The organism is Pseudorhodobacter sp. W20_MBD10_FR17 (assembly GCF_052119765.1).
Classification (GTDB): domain Bacteria; phylum Pseudomonadota; class Alphaproteobacteria; order Rhodobacterales; family Rhodobacteraceae; genus Pseudorhodobacter.
On sequence record NZ_JBGQOQ010000050.1, the window covers coordinates 1 to 16,666 of the forward strand.

The window sequence follows — 16,666 nt, forward strand, 5'->3', positions numbered from 1 at the left end:
TCGGCACCCGGGTCGGATTGATCTTGCGCTTGAGCGCGTCGCATCCCTTGAATTGGGCGCGCGACCAGAACTTGGCCGCCGTCAGCCCCAAAGGCAGCCCCTCTGGCGTTATCGCTAGGCTGGCATGTATCAATAGCCCGCAAACCCTGTATTTCTGATGGCGCCGATCCTTGCCCTTTGGGCCGGTTGCAATCTTGGTGAACCCGATCTTCTCTGGCGCGGCGCGTTTGAAGGAGAACTCCGTAGTATCCTGCAATATCAGGATCGGACCCTCAGTCGCTTGAATACGCAAGGCGGAGGCGGCGAAATGGCCCTCTAGGATCTTGTCTTCGCTGACATTTCCGTTAGAAAAAAAACGGTAGGCAGCCTTGGTATTCGACCAATCTTGGAACGCCGTGGGCAGCGATTTCCCCGGTCGCTCCCCAAGTGCTGCGAGCATTGCCCCAAGCCGCCGGTTTAGCCGGGCATCCCCCAAATCGCACTAAGCAGTTTCTGTTTCCACCCAATTCTGCCCCATCTGCGCAGCTCACTCACGCGGTGCCACATGACGAATCACAATAGGGTTTTCTGGAGCAAGACCAAATCTTGTGGGTGAATCAATTTGCCACACGACTTGTGGGTAACTTCAAGTATTCCAACCCCACCTTCCTGCTGAATCTGTAAGCTGCGATTGCGCGTCCCATGGAGATTTGCATGAGAGGTGTCAGTGGGAGTCCATCGGGAGCGCAATATGGAGGCCGTTGGGTTTGTGGAGTTGCTTGCGGCTCCGTCAGCCAAGCGGCGGTGGTCGGATGAGGCGAAGGGCCGGATAGTTTCCGAGACGCTGGTGGTGGGTGTCACGGTCAACGAAGTGGCGCGTCGGCACGGTGTTAAGGCCAATCATGTGTCCATTGGTCTTGCCCCGTTTTAGTTCCGGTTTCTTTCGAGCAATGTTTGCTATGAAGGAGATTAAGAATGGCAACGAGATACACAGACGAGTTTCGGCGAGATGCAGTGCGCAGTGCGGTTACAAGCGGCTTAACACGACCGCAAGTTTCATCAGATTTGGGTGTGGGTCTTTCGACTTTGAACAAGTGGGTTCAGAAGCATCCACTGCCCGGTAGGGTATTGCGCAGCAATATCCCGAGAGGGAGCATGACGATCTGATGTCGGGTCCGCACGAGGACGTCGAAAAGGAGAATGAGCGTATTCGCAAGGAAGTCCGGCTGCTGCGCGAGGAGAGGGAAGTGTTAAAAAAGGCGGCAACCCGTTGGACGGTAGGTGAATGGAACATTCACCGTTAGGCTTCTTTGGGGGCCAAAGCCCCCTTTCGCGCATGTAAACATACTTCAGCACATTTGAGTATTGGAAGTAGGCTAGATTTATGTGCTAACGGCCGACTCAAGTCTACTGTCTCTAAATGTGACAAGGCTTGCCTCAATCTGCTCTCGCGTTTCCATTAGGCAGGCCGCAGTCGATAAACCATCCGCAAGGGCCGCGGAGCCCGAGGAAATGCTGATCCCACGCCAGCGCGGTGCAGCAGTTAAGCCGGTTCTTGGGTCTAAAATATGGCCCAAGGTGCCCGCCGGATCAAAGAACGTACCAAGCGGCGCCGATGTGGCTAGCGCCCGCGATGTCAGTGCGACGCCCCCGCCTTGGGCCAGCGATACAGGCCACGCGCCACCTTGTGGCTGCTGGCCAATTGCCCGAAACTCACCCGTATCAATCAATATATCTTGCAAGCCTTCGCCCTCTAACAATCCAGCTATGCGGTCGGCAATATACCCCTGCGCTATGCCGTTCAGCGTAAGCGCCATGCCAGGGCGCAGGGAAATGCGATCGGCTTCTAATGACATCCCTTCCCAGCCCGTCATCGCCATTGCCGCATCAATCTTTTGCGCATCAGGGGTTTGGCTCTGCACTGCGGCCTCTGCATAAACGGCCCAGAGTGGTTGCACCGTCGGGTCAAAAAGACCGCCCGTCGCTTGATGCACCGCGCCCGCCAAGGACAGACATTCCAGCAGTTCAAATGGAGGTGCGCCCAACGCGCCGTTCTGGTTCAGCCGCGAAAGCGCGCTGTTGCGACGATACAGACTAAACACATCCTCCAGCCGTTCTATCTCGGCGGCCGCGCGCGCCGTGATGGCGGGCGCATCCGCATGCGCTAGCCGGATAGTCGCACGCGCCCCTAGCGCCATACCCGACCAAGTATAGACCTGTTGCGATTTGGCGGCGGCAGGCAAGGCGAAAGCGGCGGCGCTGATGGCCAAGAAACGGCGACGGGTTGTCATAGTCTTATCCTCCGGTCTTGCGTGAAAGGTCACGCAAACGTTGTTCAAAATCGGTATCATTGTCATCACCTTGCGCGACGCCCTCCAAGGCGACGCCATCCAAATCAACGGGGGCAAGGACCGCCTCATCCGGGATTTGGTCAAGCGACATAACCGACCCCCCGTTCATCTGCGCAAAGGCGTCCGCGCGGGCCGGATCGGAAAACGGCACAACCTCGGGCGCGCCCATCCCCCCTTTGACACGCGCGCCAACCACATAGAGGGCACTCTCTGCACGAATCCAGTTGTCAGCACCGGGGGCGGCCCAGCTGGCCCCATCAGCCCCCATATCATTGACCCAGACAGCCAAAATGGAATGGCTTTGTTCGGGCATCCGGATATAGGCCACGGCATCGCGGACTTGGCTAAAAAATATTGGCGCGCCGGGCAGGCCCGCCAAATGTGCTTGGCCCTTGGGGCCGTCATGCTCCAACAATTCCATTTGGCAATAATGCCCCACGGCTTGCGGATCCAGGGTTACAGCCGAGACATCCTGCGTCACGTCCTCTTTGCAGGCGGCGAGAGCAAATAGGCAGAGAACCAATGTGATATGTTTCATGGTACCACCTTGCGGAATGCCAGTGTTGCCAAGGCCAAGGCGGCAACGGGCCAAGCCAGTAAAGACGACAAGGATTGCCACAGCGGGATAGACGCCGCAGCCCCTCCAACACCCGCCGCAGCCGCCGTCGCCTCGGCCGCGGCAAGATTGAACAGGCGAAAGGCATCGGCAGGATTGGCCAACAGGGCGAGTGGGAAAACCCGGGTGGTAAAGACCCCGCCATCATCAGCGACAATCGCTGCCAACAGCCCAAGATCATAAAGCACGACCAACCCAAGCCAGAGCCCAATCGCAAGGCCTGCTGCCCCAGAAGGCCTGCGGGCCAAGGATGACAAGGCGTAACCTGCGCACAGGAAGGTGGCCCCAAGTGCAACGCTTGTCCAAGTGAGCCGCCACAACGCGGGCAGGCCTGCCACCGCACGCGGATCGGCCAGAATTGCGGCCAACGCCGCCGCGCCATAGCCTGCCACAATGGCAAAGGTCAAAATCGCCAGATGCGCCAACAGCTTGCCAAGCAGCACCTCCCAGCGCGCGCCCGGATAGGTTAGTAGCAAGGGCAGCGTGCCACGCTCTACCTCGCCCGCCACAGCATCAAACGACATCAAAAGAGCGACCAAAGGCACCAGATAAACCGACAAGGAGGTCAGCGATGCTACAATGACCGAAAGCCTGTCAGCCCCCAAAGCACCTGTTGCCGCCGAACCTGCCGCAGCCAATACAAGAGAGAACACCACCATCAAAATGACGGCAATCGCAACCCAACGGTTGCGCCGTGCGATATGGGCCTCGGTGATGGCAGTTGCCAAAATGCGGTCCATCATTGGCCGTCCCTCCGGCTGAAATAGCTGTAAATATCCTCAAGGCTGGGAGGCATCACATCCAGATCCGCGATTTTGCCTTCCAAAGCTGCGATGCGTGCCAAGGTGGGCAGCTTGTCGGCTTGGCTGCAACTGATCCGCAAATCCGGACCGAGCCCTGGCAGGGCGGCCATCAGATCGGCGACATAGCCGTTGCGGGCGGTCAAGTGCATCACCACTGGCAAAGCAGCCTCTCGTCGCAAATCGCTCAGGGAGCCTTGGGCCACCAGCTTCCCGCCCGACAAAATGAGCAGCCGGTCAGTCTGGGCTTCTACCTCGGTCAGCGCGTGACTGGATAAAAGTATCGCCGCCCCGTCCGAGGCAAGCCCGTCCAACAAAGTGTAAAAGTCACGCCGCGATACAGGGTCAAGCCCGCTGGTGGGTTCATCCAACACCAAAAGCCTTGGCGCACCGATCAGGGTTTGGGCAAGCCCAACACGCTGGCGCATACCCTTGGAATAGGTGCCAATCCGCCGCTTTGCCGCATGGCCAAGTCCCACCCTGTCGAGCAAGTCCATCGCCTTTGCTGCAGGCTCGCCGCGTAGGCGCACATAATGGCTGATCTGTTCCAGCCCTGTCAGCGCAGGGTGAAAGGCTGCATTTTCCGGCAAATAGGCCACGGCCGCACGCGCGGCCACACTGCCCGGTGCCGCCCCACAAACCGAAATATCGCCCGTATCCGCCGCAATCAGCCCCAGTATAATCTTCATCAAGGTCGATTTTCCAGCACCATTATGGCCCAGCAACGCGACACGCTCGCCCGCCGCGACATGCAGCGAGACATCTGACAAGGCACGCACCCCGTCATAGGTCTTAGTGAGCGCTGAGATCGTTAATGTCGAAGTCATCATTCAGTCCTTTGGGCCTGCGGGCGGCGGCATCGGCCTCCATCGCGGCAAATTCGGGGGGAACGGCAATGCTGGGCGCGGCCATCAAGGGCGCGGAATCCAGCACGCCACCCGGCAAAGTGGCCGGAAAGCTGGATTGGGACCAGCGGATCAGTTGCACTGCAGGCGCGCCCATCAACAACGCGGCAGCAGGTTGTGACCACAAGATATGGTCCATTAAATCATTGGGGCGAAAGGCGCTGTCGGCAATGCCATTGCCATCCAGATCAAAGGCAGGATGGTCCGACCAGTAATTGCCACGACCCTCAAAGCTCCACTCTACATCGCGGGTGCCTACGTATTTCACCTGCTCGCGATTGCCGATAAAGGCGTTGCCCGTCAGCACATTGCGTTCCGACCCGGCGGTAAAGTGGATGCCAATTGCGCAGCCCTCAAAGCGATTTCCATAGATCAGGTTCTTGTGGGAATTGTAGATAAATGTGCAGCGGCTCGCCCCGCCGCGCACCAAATTGCCCGACACGTCCGAGCTGTTGGTATAGTTCAGCATCACGCCATGGCTCCGGTCGCCAAGGCTCAGGTTGTCGCGCAAAATGACCTTGTTCGAGAACATGATCGCATAGCCAAGGTGGTTGCCGATCGACACATTTCCCGACACCTCGGAATCGTTGGTGTACATGTAATGCACAGCAAAGCGCAGGTCGCGGAACAGGTTGTTGCGATAAGTTCCATCGCGTGAGGTATTGGAGAAAATACCATCGCGACCCCAGCGGACCGAGTTGCCTTCAACCACCGTACCGGGCGAATTCCAAACATAAACCCCATTGCCACGGTCGTTCATCCGTGGGTTTTGCGTGCCCTCAATGGTGTTGCCGCGCACCATAGCATCACGGCCACCATGCACATCAATGCCGTGCAAATTGCCCAGCACATGATTGCCCTCAATTAACGCGCGGTCGGCCTTTTTCAAAATCTTGACGCCGGAATCCAAATCAGGGCTGCTTTGCCCCGAACCCGTCACCGTAACGCCTTTTACCGTGACATCGGATGCGTCGACAGTGACGACCGTGCCTTTGCCCTGCCCGTCAATCACCGCGTCAACGGGGCCAAGAATGGCCAAGGGTTTATTGATCACTAAAGCGCCCAAATAGCGCCCCTTTGAAAGTGTTAGCACATCGCCGGGGGCAGCCCCGGCGATGGCGTTTGCAAGCGTGTCCTGACCTGGCGCAACAGCCCACTCCCGCGCCCACAGGGGCGAGGCGGCAAGCAAGACCAAAATGGACAGGGCACGCAACATCTTAGGCGTCCTTTGGTTCAACGAACATCCGGCCGCGCATTTCCATGTGAAGCGCGTGGCAGAACCACTGGCAATAGTACCAGAAAACCCCCGGCTGCGCCGCGATAAAGCTAACCGAGCTGGTTGCTTGCGCCGAGATTTCCATCGCCACACCGTGGTTGCCCATTGTGAAACCGTGGGTCAGGTCGTCGATGTCATCAAGATTGGTCACGATCACCGTCACCTCATTGCCCTCTTTGACCGTAAAGCTCTCCAACGCAAAGTTCGGCGCCTGCGAGGACATATAGACCCGCACTTTGTTGCCATCTCGGATCACCGTGTCTTGCCAGTCATCCAGATCGATGCCATCCGCCTCGGCCTGCGTGCGGGTATCGGCCCACATGCGGTCGTTGCGGTCCCAGACCGACAGCGGGTTCACCTTGGACGGGTCCACGATGATGCTGTCATGCGGTTCGGCAAAGGTTGGGCCGTCATGGATCAACGTCAGCGTGTCGCCATCAATGGCAAACAGCTGCTCGTTTTCCGGTTTCAACGGGCCAACGTTCAAGAACCGGTCCTTCGAGAACTTGTTCATCGACAGATAGTATTTGCCGTTGGCATCCAAGGTTTCGCCCATCACGGTCGAGTTGTGACCAGGCTGGTAATGCACATCGGTTTTGGAACGGATCGGGTCGACGTTTTCGCCATTATGGGCTTTGATCGCGTCTTCGATGTTCCAACGCACGACTTGGCTGTCCAAAAACAGTGTGGTCATCGCGTTGCCAGTGCCGTCAAAGCAGGTGTGCAGCGGGCCAAGGCCCAGTTCTGGTTCGGCAACCACAACCGAGCGCGGCTCGGCCTCATCGTTGAACACGGCTTCCAGTTTGCGCACGTCGATCACGGACACGGTTGGCGACAGCTTGCCTGCGATACACAGGTGGATTTTGTCGGGTGCCATGTTGCAGCCGTGCGGGTTGTTCGGAATCGGGATGTAGCGGGTATATTTCTTGTTTTTGCCCTTACGCCCGTCAATCACCTTAACGCCGTTCAGTTCAATAAAGTCGCCCTCGGCGATGCCTTTTTCGATCTCGGCGATATTATAGACCACGACATGGTCCATATCGGCCTCGGTCATTTCCGGCAGGGTCATCCCCATTTCCGAGTTATAGCAGGTCGAGAACGCGTATTTGCCTTCATAATCGGCATCGGTATTGTCGAGGTTGCCCGATACCATAACCTGCCACGCCACAGTCATATCGTCGGCGTTCAGGGCGGTGTAGAAGTTTACGTATTCTTCGGGCTTATCCAGGATTTTGCCATCATTGACCATCGGCACTTCGTCTTCGCCGTTACAGAACACATAGTTGGTACGCGGCCACCGCTGCGGGCGCAAACCGTGGATGCCCTTGGCGTTTGGAATTTCAGTGATCTTGTCGCATTTCATTACGTCACACCGCACGCGGGCCACGCGGGTGTTGGCCTTGTCATTCATGAACAGGAAACGCCCGTCATAGGTGCCTTCGGTGAATGACATGTGGACGTGGTGCAAATCGCCGTTGCGCGGGAATTCCAACCCATTGGCGGCCAGATAGGCCTTGGTTTTGGGCAACAGCCCCTCGGTCAGAATTTTCTTGGACTCGTTGGTGATGCCCCAACCCGTGGCCGAGCAAATGTTGAACACTGGCACGCGCATGAATTCACGCATCGATGGCAGGCCCAAGATGCGCATTTCGCCCGATTGGCCCGAGGACCAGAAACCGTAATACTCATCCAATTGGCCGGGGGCTACGTTCGCCGCCTCGGATGCATGTGCCGCAGTTGTGGCTGCTACAGTCGCAGCCCCCAAAGCGCCGCCTGCCAAAATAGCGCGGCTGCCAAGGCCACCGGCAAGGGCTGCGCCACCAGCAGTAGCGCCCAACATCCCGCGGCGGGTTAGTCTCATTTTCAGGTCGTCAGACATGGTTAGTCCTTTCAGTTCTGGTCAGATTTAAGTTGGTTTGGATGCCCCATGAAACCGCGGCCAAGATCGGGCACATCGCCCACGCTTTCGCGGCGTTTCAGTTTCTTGATCACAACGGGGCAAGTGGTTTTCGACTGGTACAACACCTGACAATGCAGGCAGTTCACGCACTCGTTCGGGTTAATCTCACCTGTGGGGTGGATGGCCTGAACGGGGCATTGGTTGGCGCAGGTCTGGCAAGGGCTGCCGCATTCTTTGTAGCGTTTCAGCCAATCAAACATCCGCAACCGTGCTGGAATGGCCAAGGCCGCACCAAGCGGGCAAAGATAACGGCAATAGAACCGTTCCACGAACAGGCCCGCGATCAGCAAGGCAGCAACATAGGCTACAAATGGCCAAGCCCGCACGAATTTCAACACGATGGCGGTTTTGAACGGCTCCACCTCGGCCAGATGTTCGGCTTGCTCGATGCTCATCAAGGACACCCCGAAGAGGCCCAAAAAGATCATGTATTTCAGTGGCCATAGCCGTTCATGCAGGCCCCAAGGCAGGGTCCATTGCGGAATGTGCAAGGCCTTGGCGATACGGCTCAGCAATTCTTGCAGCGCGCCAAAGGGGCAAAGCCAACCGCAATACGCCCCTCTGCCCCAGAACAGCAAAGCGGCGGCAAGTGAGAACCACAGGATAAAGGTCATCGGGTCCAACAAAAACGCCTGCCAACTGAAGCCAGACACCAACGCCCCGAACAGCGCCATCAAGTTGACAACAGACAACTGCGCATTTGCGTACCAGCCCAGAAACACCAGCGTCACAGTTAGATAGCCAATGCGGAACCAGAAAAAGACGCGCGCATTGCGGGTTGCTAAACCTTGAAAAAAGAACACCAACGTCAGCACGCCCAGCATCGCTGTCAGCACCACGATTTCCAGCTTCTTATCCAGCCAGATGCGTTTCCACAGCGCTTGGTGCGCGGCGTCTTCGGATTGCGTTGCCGCATCCGTCACTGACGCTGACACCTCTGCCGCAGGCGGGGCCGCGATTTGGCGTTGGTAGTGTTGCGGCAACTGATAGCCGAGATCGAAGGTGGTAAAGACCTTTTCAATCGCACCCACTTCGCGCTGCACCAGCAATTGAATGCGGAAAGGTTGTGTTGGGTCAAATTCGGTATCTGCAGGGATCTTGAACAGATCCGCCTCAATAAAGGCCGGTGCGCCGTCGGCGGCCAAGCTGTTGATGCGGCGGTGCTGTTTGTCATGGAAACGAACCGACACATCGTTTTGGATCAACACAATACGGTCAAAAATCCCGCCGCGCACATAGCCCGAGCCTTTGAAGGAATATAGCCCCTTGCCAACAATCGCGATGGCCTGCTCGCCCTCTTTTAACCAAGTCTTAAGATTTTCGGCTTCGGCCTCACCCAGAATGCTTTTTGCGATTGCGGGTTGCGATACCAGCGCCACCTGCATTTCGATATAGGTCGTTTCGGGTGCCTGGGTCAGTGCGCGTTGGGCGGCTCGCGGGTCTTCCATAGCGGCAAAGGCGGCATTCACCTGCCCCACATCCAAGGACAGGCGGCGAATGGTGCCGTCACCTTCCAGCGTCATCCAATCGCTGGCAGCTTCGGCGTCCGGGTTCACTTCAAACTGTGGGCCAGCGGCTTTTTCCTCAACGGCAAGGCCGCCCAAACCCAAAGCACGGGCCACCTTCAGGCCAGAGCGTACAATGGAATCGTCAATCACCATAACCGTGACAGTCGCGCCCGAAATAATGTCCAGCTCATGCGCGGTACCGCCAGAGTTGGCCTCGGCGACCAAATCCATACCTCGATAATTGGCCGTAAGAGCTTTGATCTTGGAATCAGGAATACCGATCAGAACAATTGGTTCTGAATGCTTGATAAGCTGCACACCGATCACTTTGGCGTCTGTGTCCAAGGCAATCATTGTGTGAATGGGTTTGCCAGAATAGCCGGTGGTCGATACGAAATCAGATGCGATATAGGCCCAGCCAATCGGCTGCCCCGCCTTCAAAATCGGGGCAACGGGCACATCCTCTCGGATCGAACCAAAGCCATCGGCCCCGTCAACCACCTCGCCTGCGACAATTGTCGGCAGAAGTTTTGAAAGAACAGACTCCGCCGAGGCAGGCAGCACCAGAAACAGCGACGCAAATAGACAAAGGAAAAAACGAATAGCAAAGCGAGAGAGTGTCATGCTGCGGTGTCCTTATAGACCGACCCACAGCCCGGCATGGCGGATACGCCATTTTTCCGGATGGCGGATGGGGGGCCGCGTGCTTGGGGTTGGGTGGCATGGGGCGAGGTTGGGGTTTGATCCGTGATCGAAATTACCAGTTTGGAAAACCGTGCGGGGGCGGCGCAAAGCCGGAAAGCGCCCGTTGCCAGGGCTGTAGTTGGCGTGCCGCAGGTCAAGCAATCACAACATTTGCGATCAGGCGTGACCGGATTGCCATTCGCATCAATCACCACGGAAATTGGCCCATCGCCCGAGCAAATGACCATCTCAAAGGCGCCAACGCCCATGTTTGTTCCGGCATCAGACGCCATGCCGTAAAGCATGATGCAAATGCACAAAAGCAGAGATTCGATATGGGACCAAACGGTTTTCATTCCGCGTGTTTGTCAGACTGTGCCTGACATTGACTTGACTTAAATCAAGTGAACGACCATTTTTTAATCAAAAATAATATAATAAAAACAATCATATATTCTAATTTTAGAATTCAATTCCGCATTTCGGCTGGCAATGATTAAGCTGCCCTACCCCGTTTCGCCCGATCAAAGCGCCCCTATCGAACGGCCCATGTTGCGTGTTCGTGCATGGTCGGCCCGATCTGATCCCAAACGTTGGACCGCCCAAGCGTCAGCTTCCGATGTCGCGACAAGGTAGGTTCGCGCCGGCAGCGAATTTCCGAGTCCCGCCCTTTGTGTCGGATGTCTCGGACGGTCCAAGGCTGCCATTCGTCAATACCTCAGCATTTCCTCATACGCGCTTCTACCGAGCGGACAAACCCACCCCTGATCGCGGCAAGGCAGAGATCGAACCCACGTCTCAGAGATAGGTATTGGAGCAACTGGCTTTTTCAGGCAGAAATCAACTGCGGCCAAGGTTTCGGAATGGGGCCATGTGGGGGCAGATACAATCAAGGGGAGCAGCGGCATGCGTATTGGGGTTATTGGATGCGGAATGATATCCAGCGCTGCTGTCCACGGCATCGCAAGAGACGGTCATCAAATCTTGGTTTCCGAACGAAGTGCAACTTACGCACGCGCGCTGGCTGATGCCTATGAGAATGTAACCATCTCTGACAATCAGGGCGTTGTGGATGCAAGTGACGTGATTTTCTTGGCGCTGATCGCCGAGGTCGCTCCCGATGTGCTTGGGGCGCTTAGGTTTCGGGGGGATCAGCGCATCATCACCTTTATGGCCGGTGCCACGCTTGAGCAGGCGGACGCAATGGTGCGCCCTGCACGTGCGGTGGCAATCATGATGCCGTTTCCCGGAATTTCGAAAGGCGGAACGCCTATTATGATGCAAGGTGACCCCGCATTGGTCGACGAGATATTTGGTGCGCGAAACGAGATTTATCCGCTGAAGGACGCCAAGGAGATGGCCGCATATTTATGCGCGCAGGCCGTCCTTTCGCCGGTTGCAAGGATGGTAAATGACACCGCGGAATGGCTTGGAAAACGCGTTTCGGACAAGGCGCAGGGCGAGGCTTTCCTGAGGGCACTTATTGCCTCGAACCTGTCCGATACTGAGAGCGCCGCTCTCATTAAGGCCTTGAACACCCCCGGCGGATACAACCAACGTCTGCGGTTGCACATGGAGGCAAGCGGTTCAAGTGAGGCATTAACCGGCGGGCTGAACGCGTTGGAATGATTACGGGCTGTTGGTGACGCGTCCGGTCTGGGCGCGATGCAGCGGTGCGGCTGTTCCCATCTTGGTAGCGCCATGGCCTGATGTTTTGCGGCTCTTGCCGCCGACTTTATCTCTCGTCGCGACGTGTTCTGACCCTTTGGTCCTGAAACCATTTGCGGAAAGGGCAATTGCAGACTAGAAAAAACATCGGCACGCCGCCGCGCATGATATGTAGGGTGCTCGTTTGAAAAGACTGATATTTGGCATATTTGCTTCGCTCGCGCCTACTTTTCCAGCGCAGGCAACTGACGACGTGTTGGGACAAATCAGCGCTTATCAAAGCTATAATGGTATCGCTGAACGCTGTGTCCGCATCTCTCCGATGCCGACGGTCCTCTACGATCCGGATGACCTGAAAGATGAAGCCGAACTTTGCAGCCTCGATGCCTATGACGTCGATGTAGCGCTTTGCCCTAAAATCTGGTCCACCAGCCCCGCGATTGTGTTCTACGACATTTCCGAAGGCAAATTTCAGGGCGATAGACTAGGGTTTCAAACCAAGGTCTGTGCTGGCGGAAAGATCGCAAAATATGTCGCCAAAGACGCGATTACGCGCCTTAAGTTCACGATGAACCAAGAAACAACCAGCGCCACCTTTACACCGTCCTCGCTGCTCTATTACCACCTGTCGCGTTATTTCGATTTTTCCATCACCGTTCCGGTCGCGGTTTGGCGCAGTATCGACAAGTCTGTATTGCTGAATGAAGTTGCGTTGGGCGGGCAGGACCTGACCACAGGGCAGGATGAATTGGCGCTAAACCACGCGGCATGGTCCACGATTGTCGACGCCATAAAACAGCCTGATACGTACAAAAAACCGGGCAGCTATGGCAGCGCCGCGGATTTTTTGACCGCAGATGGAACAGCGGCCTACGGCACGATGTACGATGGCGGCGGCACCCAATATGGCCCGGAAATGAACGGCAGCGTGGTTTTTGACACGGCCGAAAACCGCTATGCCGCCTTTTTGCAAACACCGGCTGTGACCGCCCTGAACACCGACCGTCCTTTGGCAGAGGCAATCAGCGAAACGCTGAAAGGGGATGACGCGGTGTTCACGCCGGAAGGGCGCGAAACCCAGCGCATCAGCCCTGCTCAACTGGCCTTTTGGATGCATGATATGGCTGAGATTCTGTTGATTGACAGTCTTATGGGCCAGCAGGATCGACCGGGGAATATCGACTACCGCGAATATTTCTATTGGGAAAAGGACGGCAAACTAAAGCGCGAACGCTTCCGTGATCAAGTGGCAGGAGAAGGAGGCATTCCGCAAGATGCGCAGATTTTGCTACGCAGCCGCCTGAACGACAATGATGCAGGCGGACGGCCAGAATATGACAATCATCTTGTGACTATGAAAGCGCTCGAAAACCTTCATCACTTTGACCCCGCGCTTTATGAAAAGCTTCAGACCTTGGACACAGACTTTCAAAGCCAGGGCCCGATCTATCTCTGGCTGCGGGGCAGTTTTGGCCTTGAGGAAGATCAGACAGACATGATTGTCGCAAATACGGCTTTCGCGGCATCGGTGTTAAGGGACCGCCTTGCCCAAGGGAACCTGCGACTCGACCTCAAGTCTTCGGCGCTGTTTAGTGGCGGAGCGAACAAAGAGTAACATCTACAGTATTCGCCCAAGGCCACCCCTAGCCCGCTATAATCGCACGGCGCACCGTCTTCTCGCTGTTGCACTAATCCCCCCTAAAATGAGTGGCGTTCATAAGTAGAACTTTCTCGGCAAGATATCTGAGGAGATATACGATGAAGAACGAACGATTTGTATAAAACTTAATGCCTATTGTGCCCAAATTTTGACAAAGTGAAAATATACCAAATGCAACTATAAGCTGAACTATGGGTTACGTTTACTGCAAATTTGGATTAAAATTATCCTTATCTTCCTGCGGCGGCGTAAAACTTAAGGCGCGAGATGAAACATATGCAAAAATACCCGCGTTGGCAAAATGCAGTCACCAGCATTTGTATTGCCTTGAGTGTCGGCTGCCTGATGATGGCACTTGTGCTGGCGCCGTTCGTTATGCGCAATACTTCTGAAGACTTGGATGCGTCGGCGCTGCGTAACGAAATGTTCGCTCTGCATATCAGCACAGGTGAAGCGCGCGCTGCGGCGCGTGCCTTTGCTACGGGCGATACTGACTCGGGTCGACAGCTAGAAGACCGCAGCCAAATACTCTTGCAAAAGATTAGAGAAGTCTTGGCCTACCCGGGGGCGCGAAATGTGCTGCCGAGCAATGGAGAGCCGCTGGACCTGATACAGATGCCGTTGGCCCAACAGCTTGAGATCGTTCAGGCGACGCAGGAACCGGAGGCGCGCGATACGGCCACAGGCATGACAAAAAGCCAGTCTCTGGCGGCACTGGCGGACATGCTGGAATTCCAAGACGTGAATTTGGATCGCTATGTGATCGACGCATTTTTCCAGTTGGGCCAGATCAATGATAACAACCGTGCGCCGATGGAAGAGTTGGAGCTTTGGTCCGAACGTTTCGCGGGTTTTGTATTTTTGGTGGCAATGTTGGCGTTGGCAACCCTCTGGTTGCAAAAACGCGCAGCGCACAAGGCCGGACTTACGCTGCGCACAGCGGTGCATGATCTGGCCGAGGCCCAGCGTATCGCCCATTTGGGTACGCTGCGCTGGGATTATCAAAGCGACCAAGTCACCTGGTCGGATGAATTTGCGCGTATTTACGGGCTTCAGCCCGGAGGCGAGATGTCTGGGACCGCGTTTCAGGCATTATTGATTCCCGCCGATGTCGAACGGGTGGTCGCAAGTGAAACCGAGGCTCTAAAACGATCACAGGAAACCGGTCAGCCTGCACTGCGTGATCTGACCTACCGCGCCTATCGCTCGGATGGTCAAGTGATCGAGTTGGCGGCAATTTCGGAATTGCTCGCCAATCGCGAAGGCCAACCGCTTTATATGGTGTCAACCGTCCGTGATGTCACTGATGAGGTGCAGGCAAAGCGGGCGCTTCTTGACAGCGAGCGCAGCCTTGCCGCAGCTCAACGCATTGCGCATATTGGCAGTTTTCGCCAAAATATTAAAACGGCGCAGGTCCATTGGTCGGACGAGATGTTCCGCATGCTGGGCCTTGATCCTAAAAAAGGTGCCGCGCGGTTGCGGCAGATCTTTCACCCCGACGATCTGGACGGGGTCGTTGGGATGCTAACAGACCTCCGCACACCTGATGCACCCTATAGTGAGCGTCAGATCATCATCAACAGTCGCATGCGCCATGCCGACGGCTCAATATTGCACGTTCGCGGCACCCTTGAGATGAGCTTTGATGAATTTGGCCAACCCGAAATACTGACGGGCAGTCTACGCGATGTCACAACTGAAATTCACCAAGAAAGTGCCATGCGCGAGGCCGTTGCAGAGGCCGAGCGGGCCAATGCGGCCAAGTCCGAGTTTCTTGCGGTTATGAGCCATGAGCTGCGTACACCGATGAACGGCGTATTGGGCATGTTGGGCGCGATGGGCGAAGCCACACTCCCACCAGAACAGGCGGAGCAGCTCCAGATCGCCCGCTCTAGTGCAGATAGCCTGCTGGTCATCCTGAACGACATTCTGGATATGTCCAAGATTGAAGCCGGCAAGGTGGAGCTTGAAATTGCACCATTTGAGTTGGAGCCGCTGGTCCGCAGCGTCATCCACCTTTATGCGCAGCGGGCGCGTGAAAAGGGGATCATCCTTGATAGCGTCACGGGTGACGGTGTACCGCGCTGGCTTACCGGAGATTCCGGGCGGATTAGGCAGATCCTGGCCAACTTGGTCAGCAATGCTGTGAAATTCACAAGTTCCGGTTCGGTGATTGTTTCAGTCCAGAAATTGGGGCATGCAGCGAACGGCGCTGTTTCCTTGCGCTTTGCTGTCGCCGATACTGGCTTGGGTATCCCTCTTGAGGCACAACCGCAGGTTTTTGGCCGTTTCAACCAGCTTGATGCGTCTTACACGCGTCGTTTTGGCGGCACGGGTCTTGGCCTGTCGATCTGTCGCAGCCTGGCGGAGTTGATGGCGGGGGGAATGTCGTTTGAAAGCTGTCCTGATGAAGGGTCAAAGTTTTATTTGGACCTTGCGCTTCCCGCTGCAGAGGCAAGGGTTACGAAACCCATCCCCGATCATAAGGCAGCCTTGCCCCGCATGCGCATTTTGGTAGCCGAAGACAACAACATCAACCAAATCGTTGCCCGCTCGATGTTGGAGCGCCTTGGCCAGAGCGCTGATTTTGCGCTCAACGGGCAAGAGGCAATCGAGGCGGCGCAGCAGTTCCGCTACGACCTGATCTTCATGGATGTGTCAATGCCCGTGCTCGATGGGCTGGAGGCAACACGACAAATCCGTAAAATGTCGGGCTCGCGGGGGCAAGTGCCCATATTGGGGCTGACCGCCCATGCAGGAGATGCCGAACGCCAGTCCTGCCTTGACGCAGGGTTTAACGAAGTTTTGAGTAAACCATTACTGATAGCGTCACTTCGAGACGCACTCAGCCGCTGGCATGGGCATTCTGATGCGAAAGATGCACCTCATCAGCGCCAATTCGACATGCAGCCCCCGTGAGCTTGGCGTCCCCCATCGGCGGTGTCAGACAAATTCGAACCTGTCTCAGGTTGCCACAATAGACAAGAACCTATGCAGACCAAACTTGGCGCCATTCAGTTTGGTCTTGTCCCGGTTTAATTACGGTCTTTTTCGAGCAACGTTTGCTATGAAGGAGACCGGAACAAAACCGGGACAAGACCAGAACCAAGAACGGCCATTGCCTTCCAAAAATTGCAAATACAACACAACACCTCCGCCAACGGCGTGCACCACGCAGCTCAAGAGCTATGACTGAATCTGGTGTTTGGGCGGTTTGAAGGTTGGCGGCGTATCTGGTTGATTTGTTGTTGCGAGACAG

The 16,666-nt window shown here is 56.1% G+C and carries 13 protein-coding genes and 1 pseudogene; 5 read left to right on the forward strand and 9 right to left on the reverse strand.

Translation table 11 applies throughout. From position 1 onward, the window contains the following. The coding region (locus ACEN2J_RS19005) for an IS4/Tn5 family transposase DNA-binding protein (protein ID WP_442108084.1) at window positions 1-439 on the reverse strand (439 nt) is incomplete at its 3' end. Window positions 440-730: 291 nt separating this feature from the next. Here ACEN2J_RS19005 and ACEN2J_RS19010 point away from each other — a divergent pair. Together ACEN2J_RS19010 and ACEN2J_RS19015 are read left to right on the forward strand one after the other, a co-directional pair. Next, window positions 731-910, forward strand: coding sequence for a transposase (locus ACEN2J_RS19010; RefSeq protein WP_442108086.1), 180 nt, complete (start codon window positions 731-733; stop codon window positions 908-910). A gap of 44 nt (window positions 911-954) precedes the next feature. Beyond that, window positions 955-1,084 (forward strand): annotated as a pseudogene (locus tag ACEN2J_RS19015) (transposase); the annotation flags it as partial. Window positions 1,085-1,361: 277 nt separating this feature from the next. Here the strand turns inward: ACEN2J_RS19015 and ACEN2J_RS19020 are convergent. Genes ACEN2J_RS19020 through ACEN2J_RS19055 form a run of 8 tightly spaced genes read right to left on the reverse strand, consistent with a single transcriptional unit; the run spans window position 1,362 to window position 10,435 of the window. Then, the gene (locus ACEN2J_RS19020) at window positions 1,362-2,270 is read right to left on the reverse strand and encodes an FAD:protein FMN transferase (RefSeq protein WP_442108088.1); all 909 of its coding nucleotides are present in this window, start codon (window positions 2,268-2,270) and stop codon (window positions 1,362-1,364) included. A 4-nt stretch (window positions 2,271-2,274) separates the two neighbouring features. Beyond that, a complete protein-coding gene (locus ACEN2J_RS19025) occupies window positions 2,275-2,868 on the reverse strand; it encodes a nitrous oxide reductase accessory protein NosL (protein ID WP_442108090.1) in 594 nt (197 codons plus the stop codon). Then, window positions 2,865-3,686, reverse strand: coding sequence for an ABC transporter permease (locus tag ACEN2J_RS19030; protein ID WP_442108108.1), 822 nt, complete (start codon window positions 3,684-3,686; stop codon window positions 2,865-2,867). The genes ACEN2J_RS19025 and ACEN2J_RS19030 overlap by 4 nt, the downstream gene beginning before the upstream one ends. Further along, entirely contained in the window at window positions 3,686-4,573 is an 888-nt protein-coding gene (locus ACEN2J_RS19035) for an ABC transporter ATP-binding protein (RefSeq protein ID WP_442108092.1), read from the reverse strand. Before ACEN2J_RS19035 ends, ACEN2J_RS19030 begins: the two co-directional genes overlap by 1 nt. Beyond that, complete coding sequence (locus tag ACEN2J_RS19040) at window positions 4,539-5,867, reverse strand: nitrous oxide reductase family maturation protein NosD (protein ID WP_442108094.1); 1,329 nt, start codon at window positions 5,865-5,867, stop codon at window positions 4,539-4,541. Before ACEN2J_RS19040 ends, ACEN2J_RS19035 begins: the two co-directional genes overlap by 35 nt. A gap of 1 nt (window position 5,868) precedes the next feature. Next, on the reverse strand, window positions 5,869-7,806 hold the full coding sequence (gene nosZ, locus ACEN2J_RS19045; protein WP_442108096.1) for a TAT-dependent nitrous-oxide reductase: 1,938 nt from the start codon (window positions 7,804-7,806) through the stop codon (window positions 5,869-5,871). An 11-nt stretch (window positions 7,807-7,817) separates the two neighbouring features. Next, window positions 7,818-10,019: a 4Fe-4S binding protein gene (locus ACEN2J_RS19050; protein ID WP_442108098.1), complete on the reverse strand. Its 2,202-nt coding sequence runs from the start codon at window positions 10,017-10,019 to the stop codon at window positions 7,818-7,820. Continuing rightward, window positions 10,016-10,435 (reverse strand): hypothetical protein, encoded by a 420-nt coding sequence (locus ACEN2J_RS19055; RefSeq protein ID WP_442108100.1) that lies wholly within the window; start codon window positions 10,433-10,435, stop codon window positions 10,016-10,018. The genes ACEN2J_RS19050 and ACEN2J_RS19055 overlap by 4 nt, the downstream gene beginning before the upstream one ends. Window positions 10,436-10,985: 550 nt before the next feature. Here ACEN2J_RS19055 and ACEN2J_RS19060 point away from each other — a divergent pair. The 3 genes from ACEN2J_RS19060 (at window position 10,986) to ACEN2J_RS19070 (ending at window position 16,326) form a co-directional block, all read left to right on the forward strand. Beyond that, entirely contained in the window at window positions 10,986-11,708 is a 723-nt protein-coding gene (locus tag ACEN2J_RS19060) for an NAD(P)-binding domain-containing protein (protein WP_442108102.1), read from the forward strand. A 295-nt stretch (window positions 11,709-12,003) separates the two neighbouring features. Then, entirely contained in the window at window positions 12,004-13,362 is a 1,359-nt protein-coding gene (locus ACEN2J_RS19065) for a hypothetical protein (protein ID WP_442108104.1), read from the forward strand. A gap of 312 nt (window positions 13,363-13,674) precedes the next feature. Further along, window positions 13,675-16,326: an ATP-binding protein gene (locus ACEN2J_RS19070; RefSeq protein WP_442108106.1), complete on the forward strand. Its 2,652-nt coding sequence runs from the start codon at window positions 13,675-13,677 to the stop codon at window positions 16,324-16,326. The last annotated feature ends 340 nt before the right edge of the window (window positions 16,327-16,666 follow it).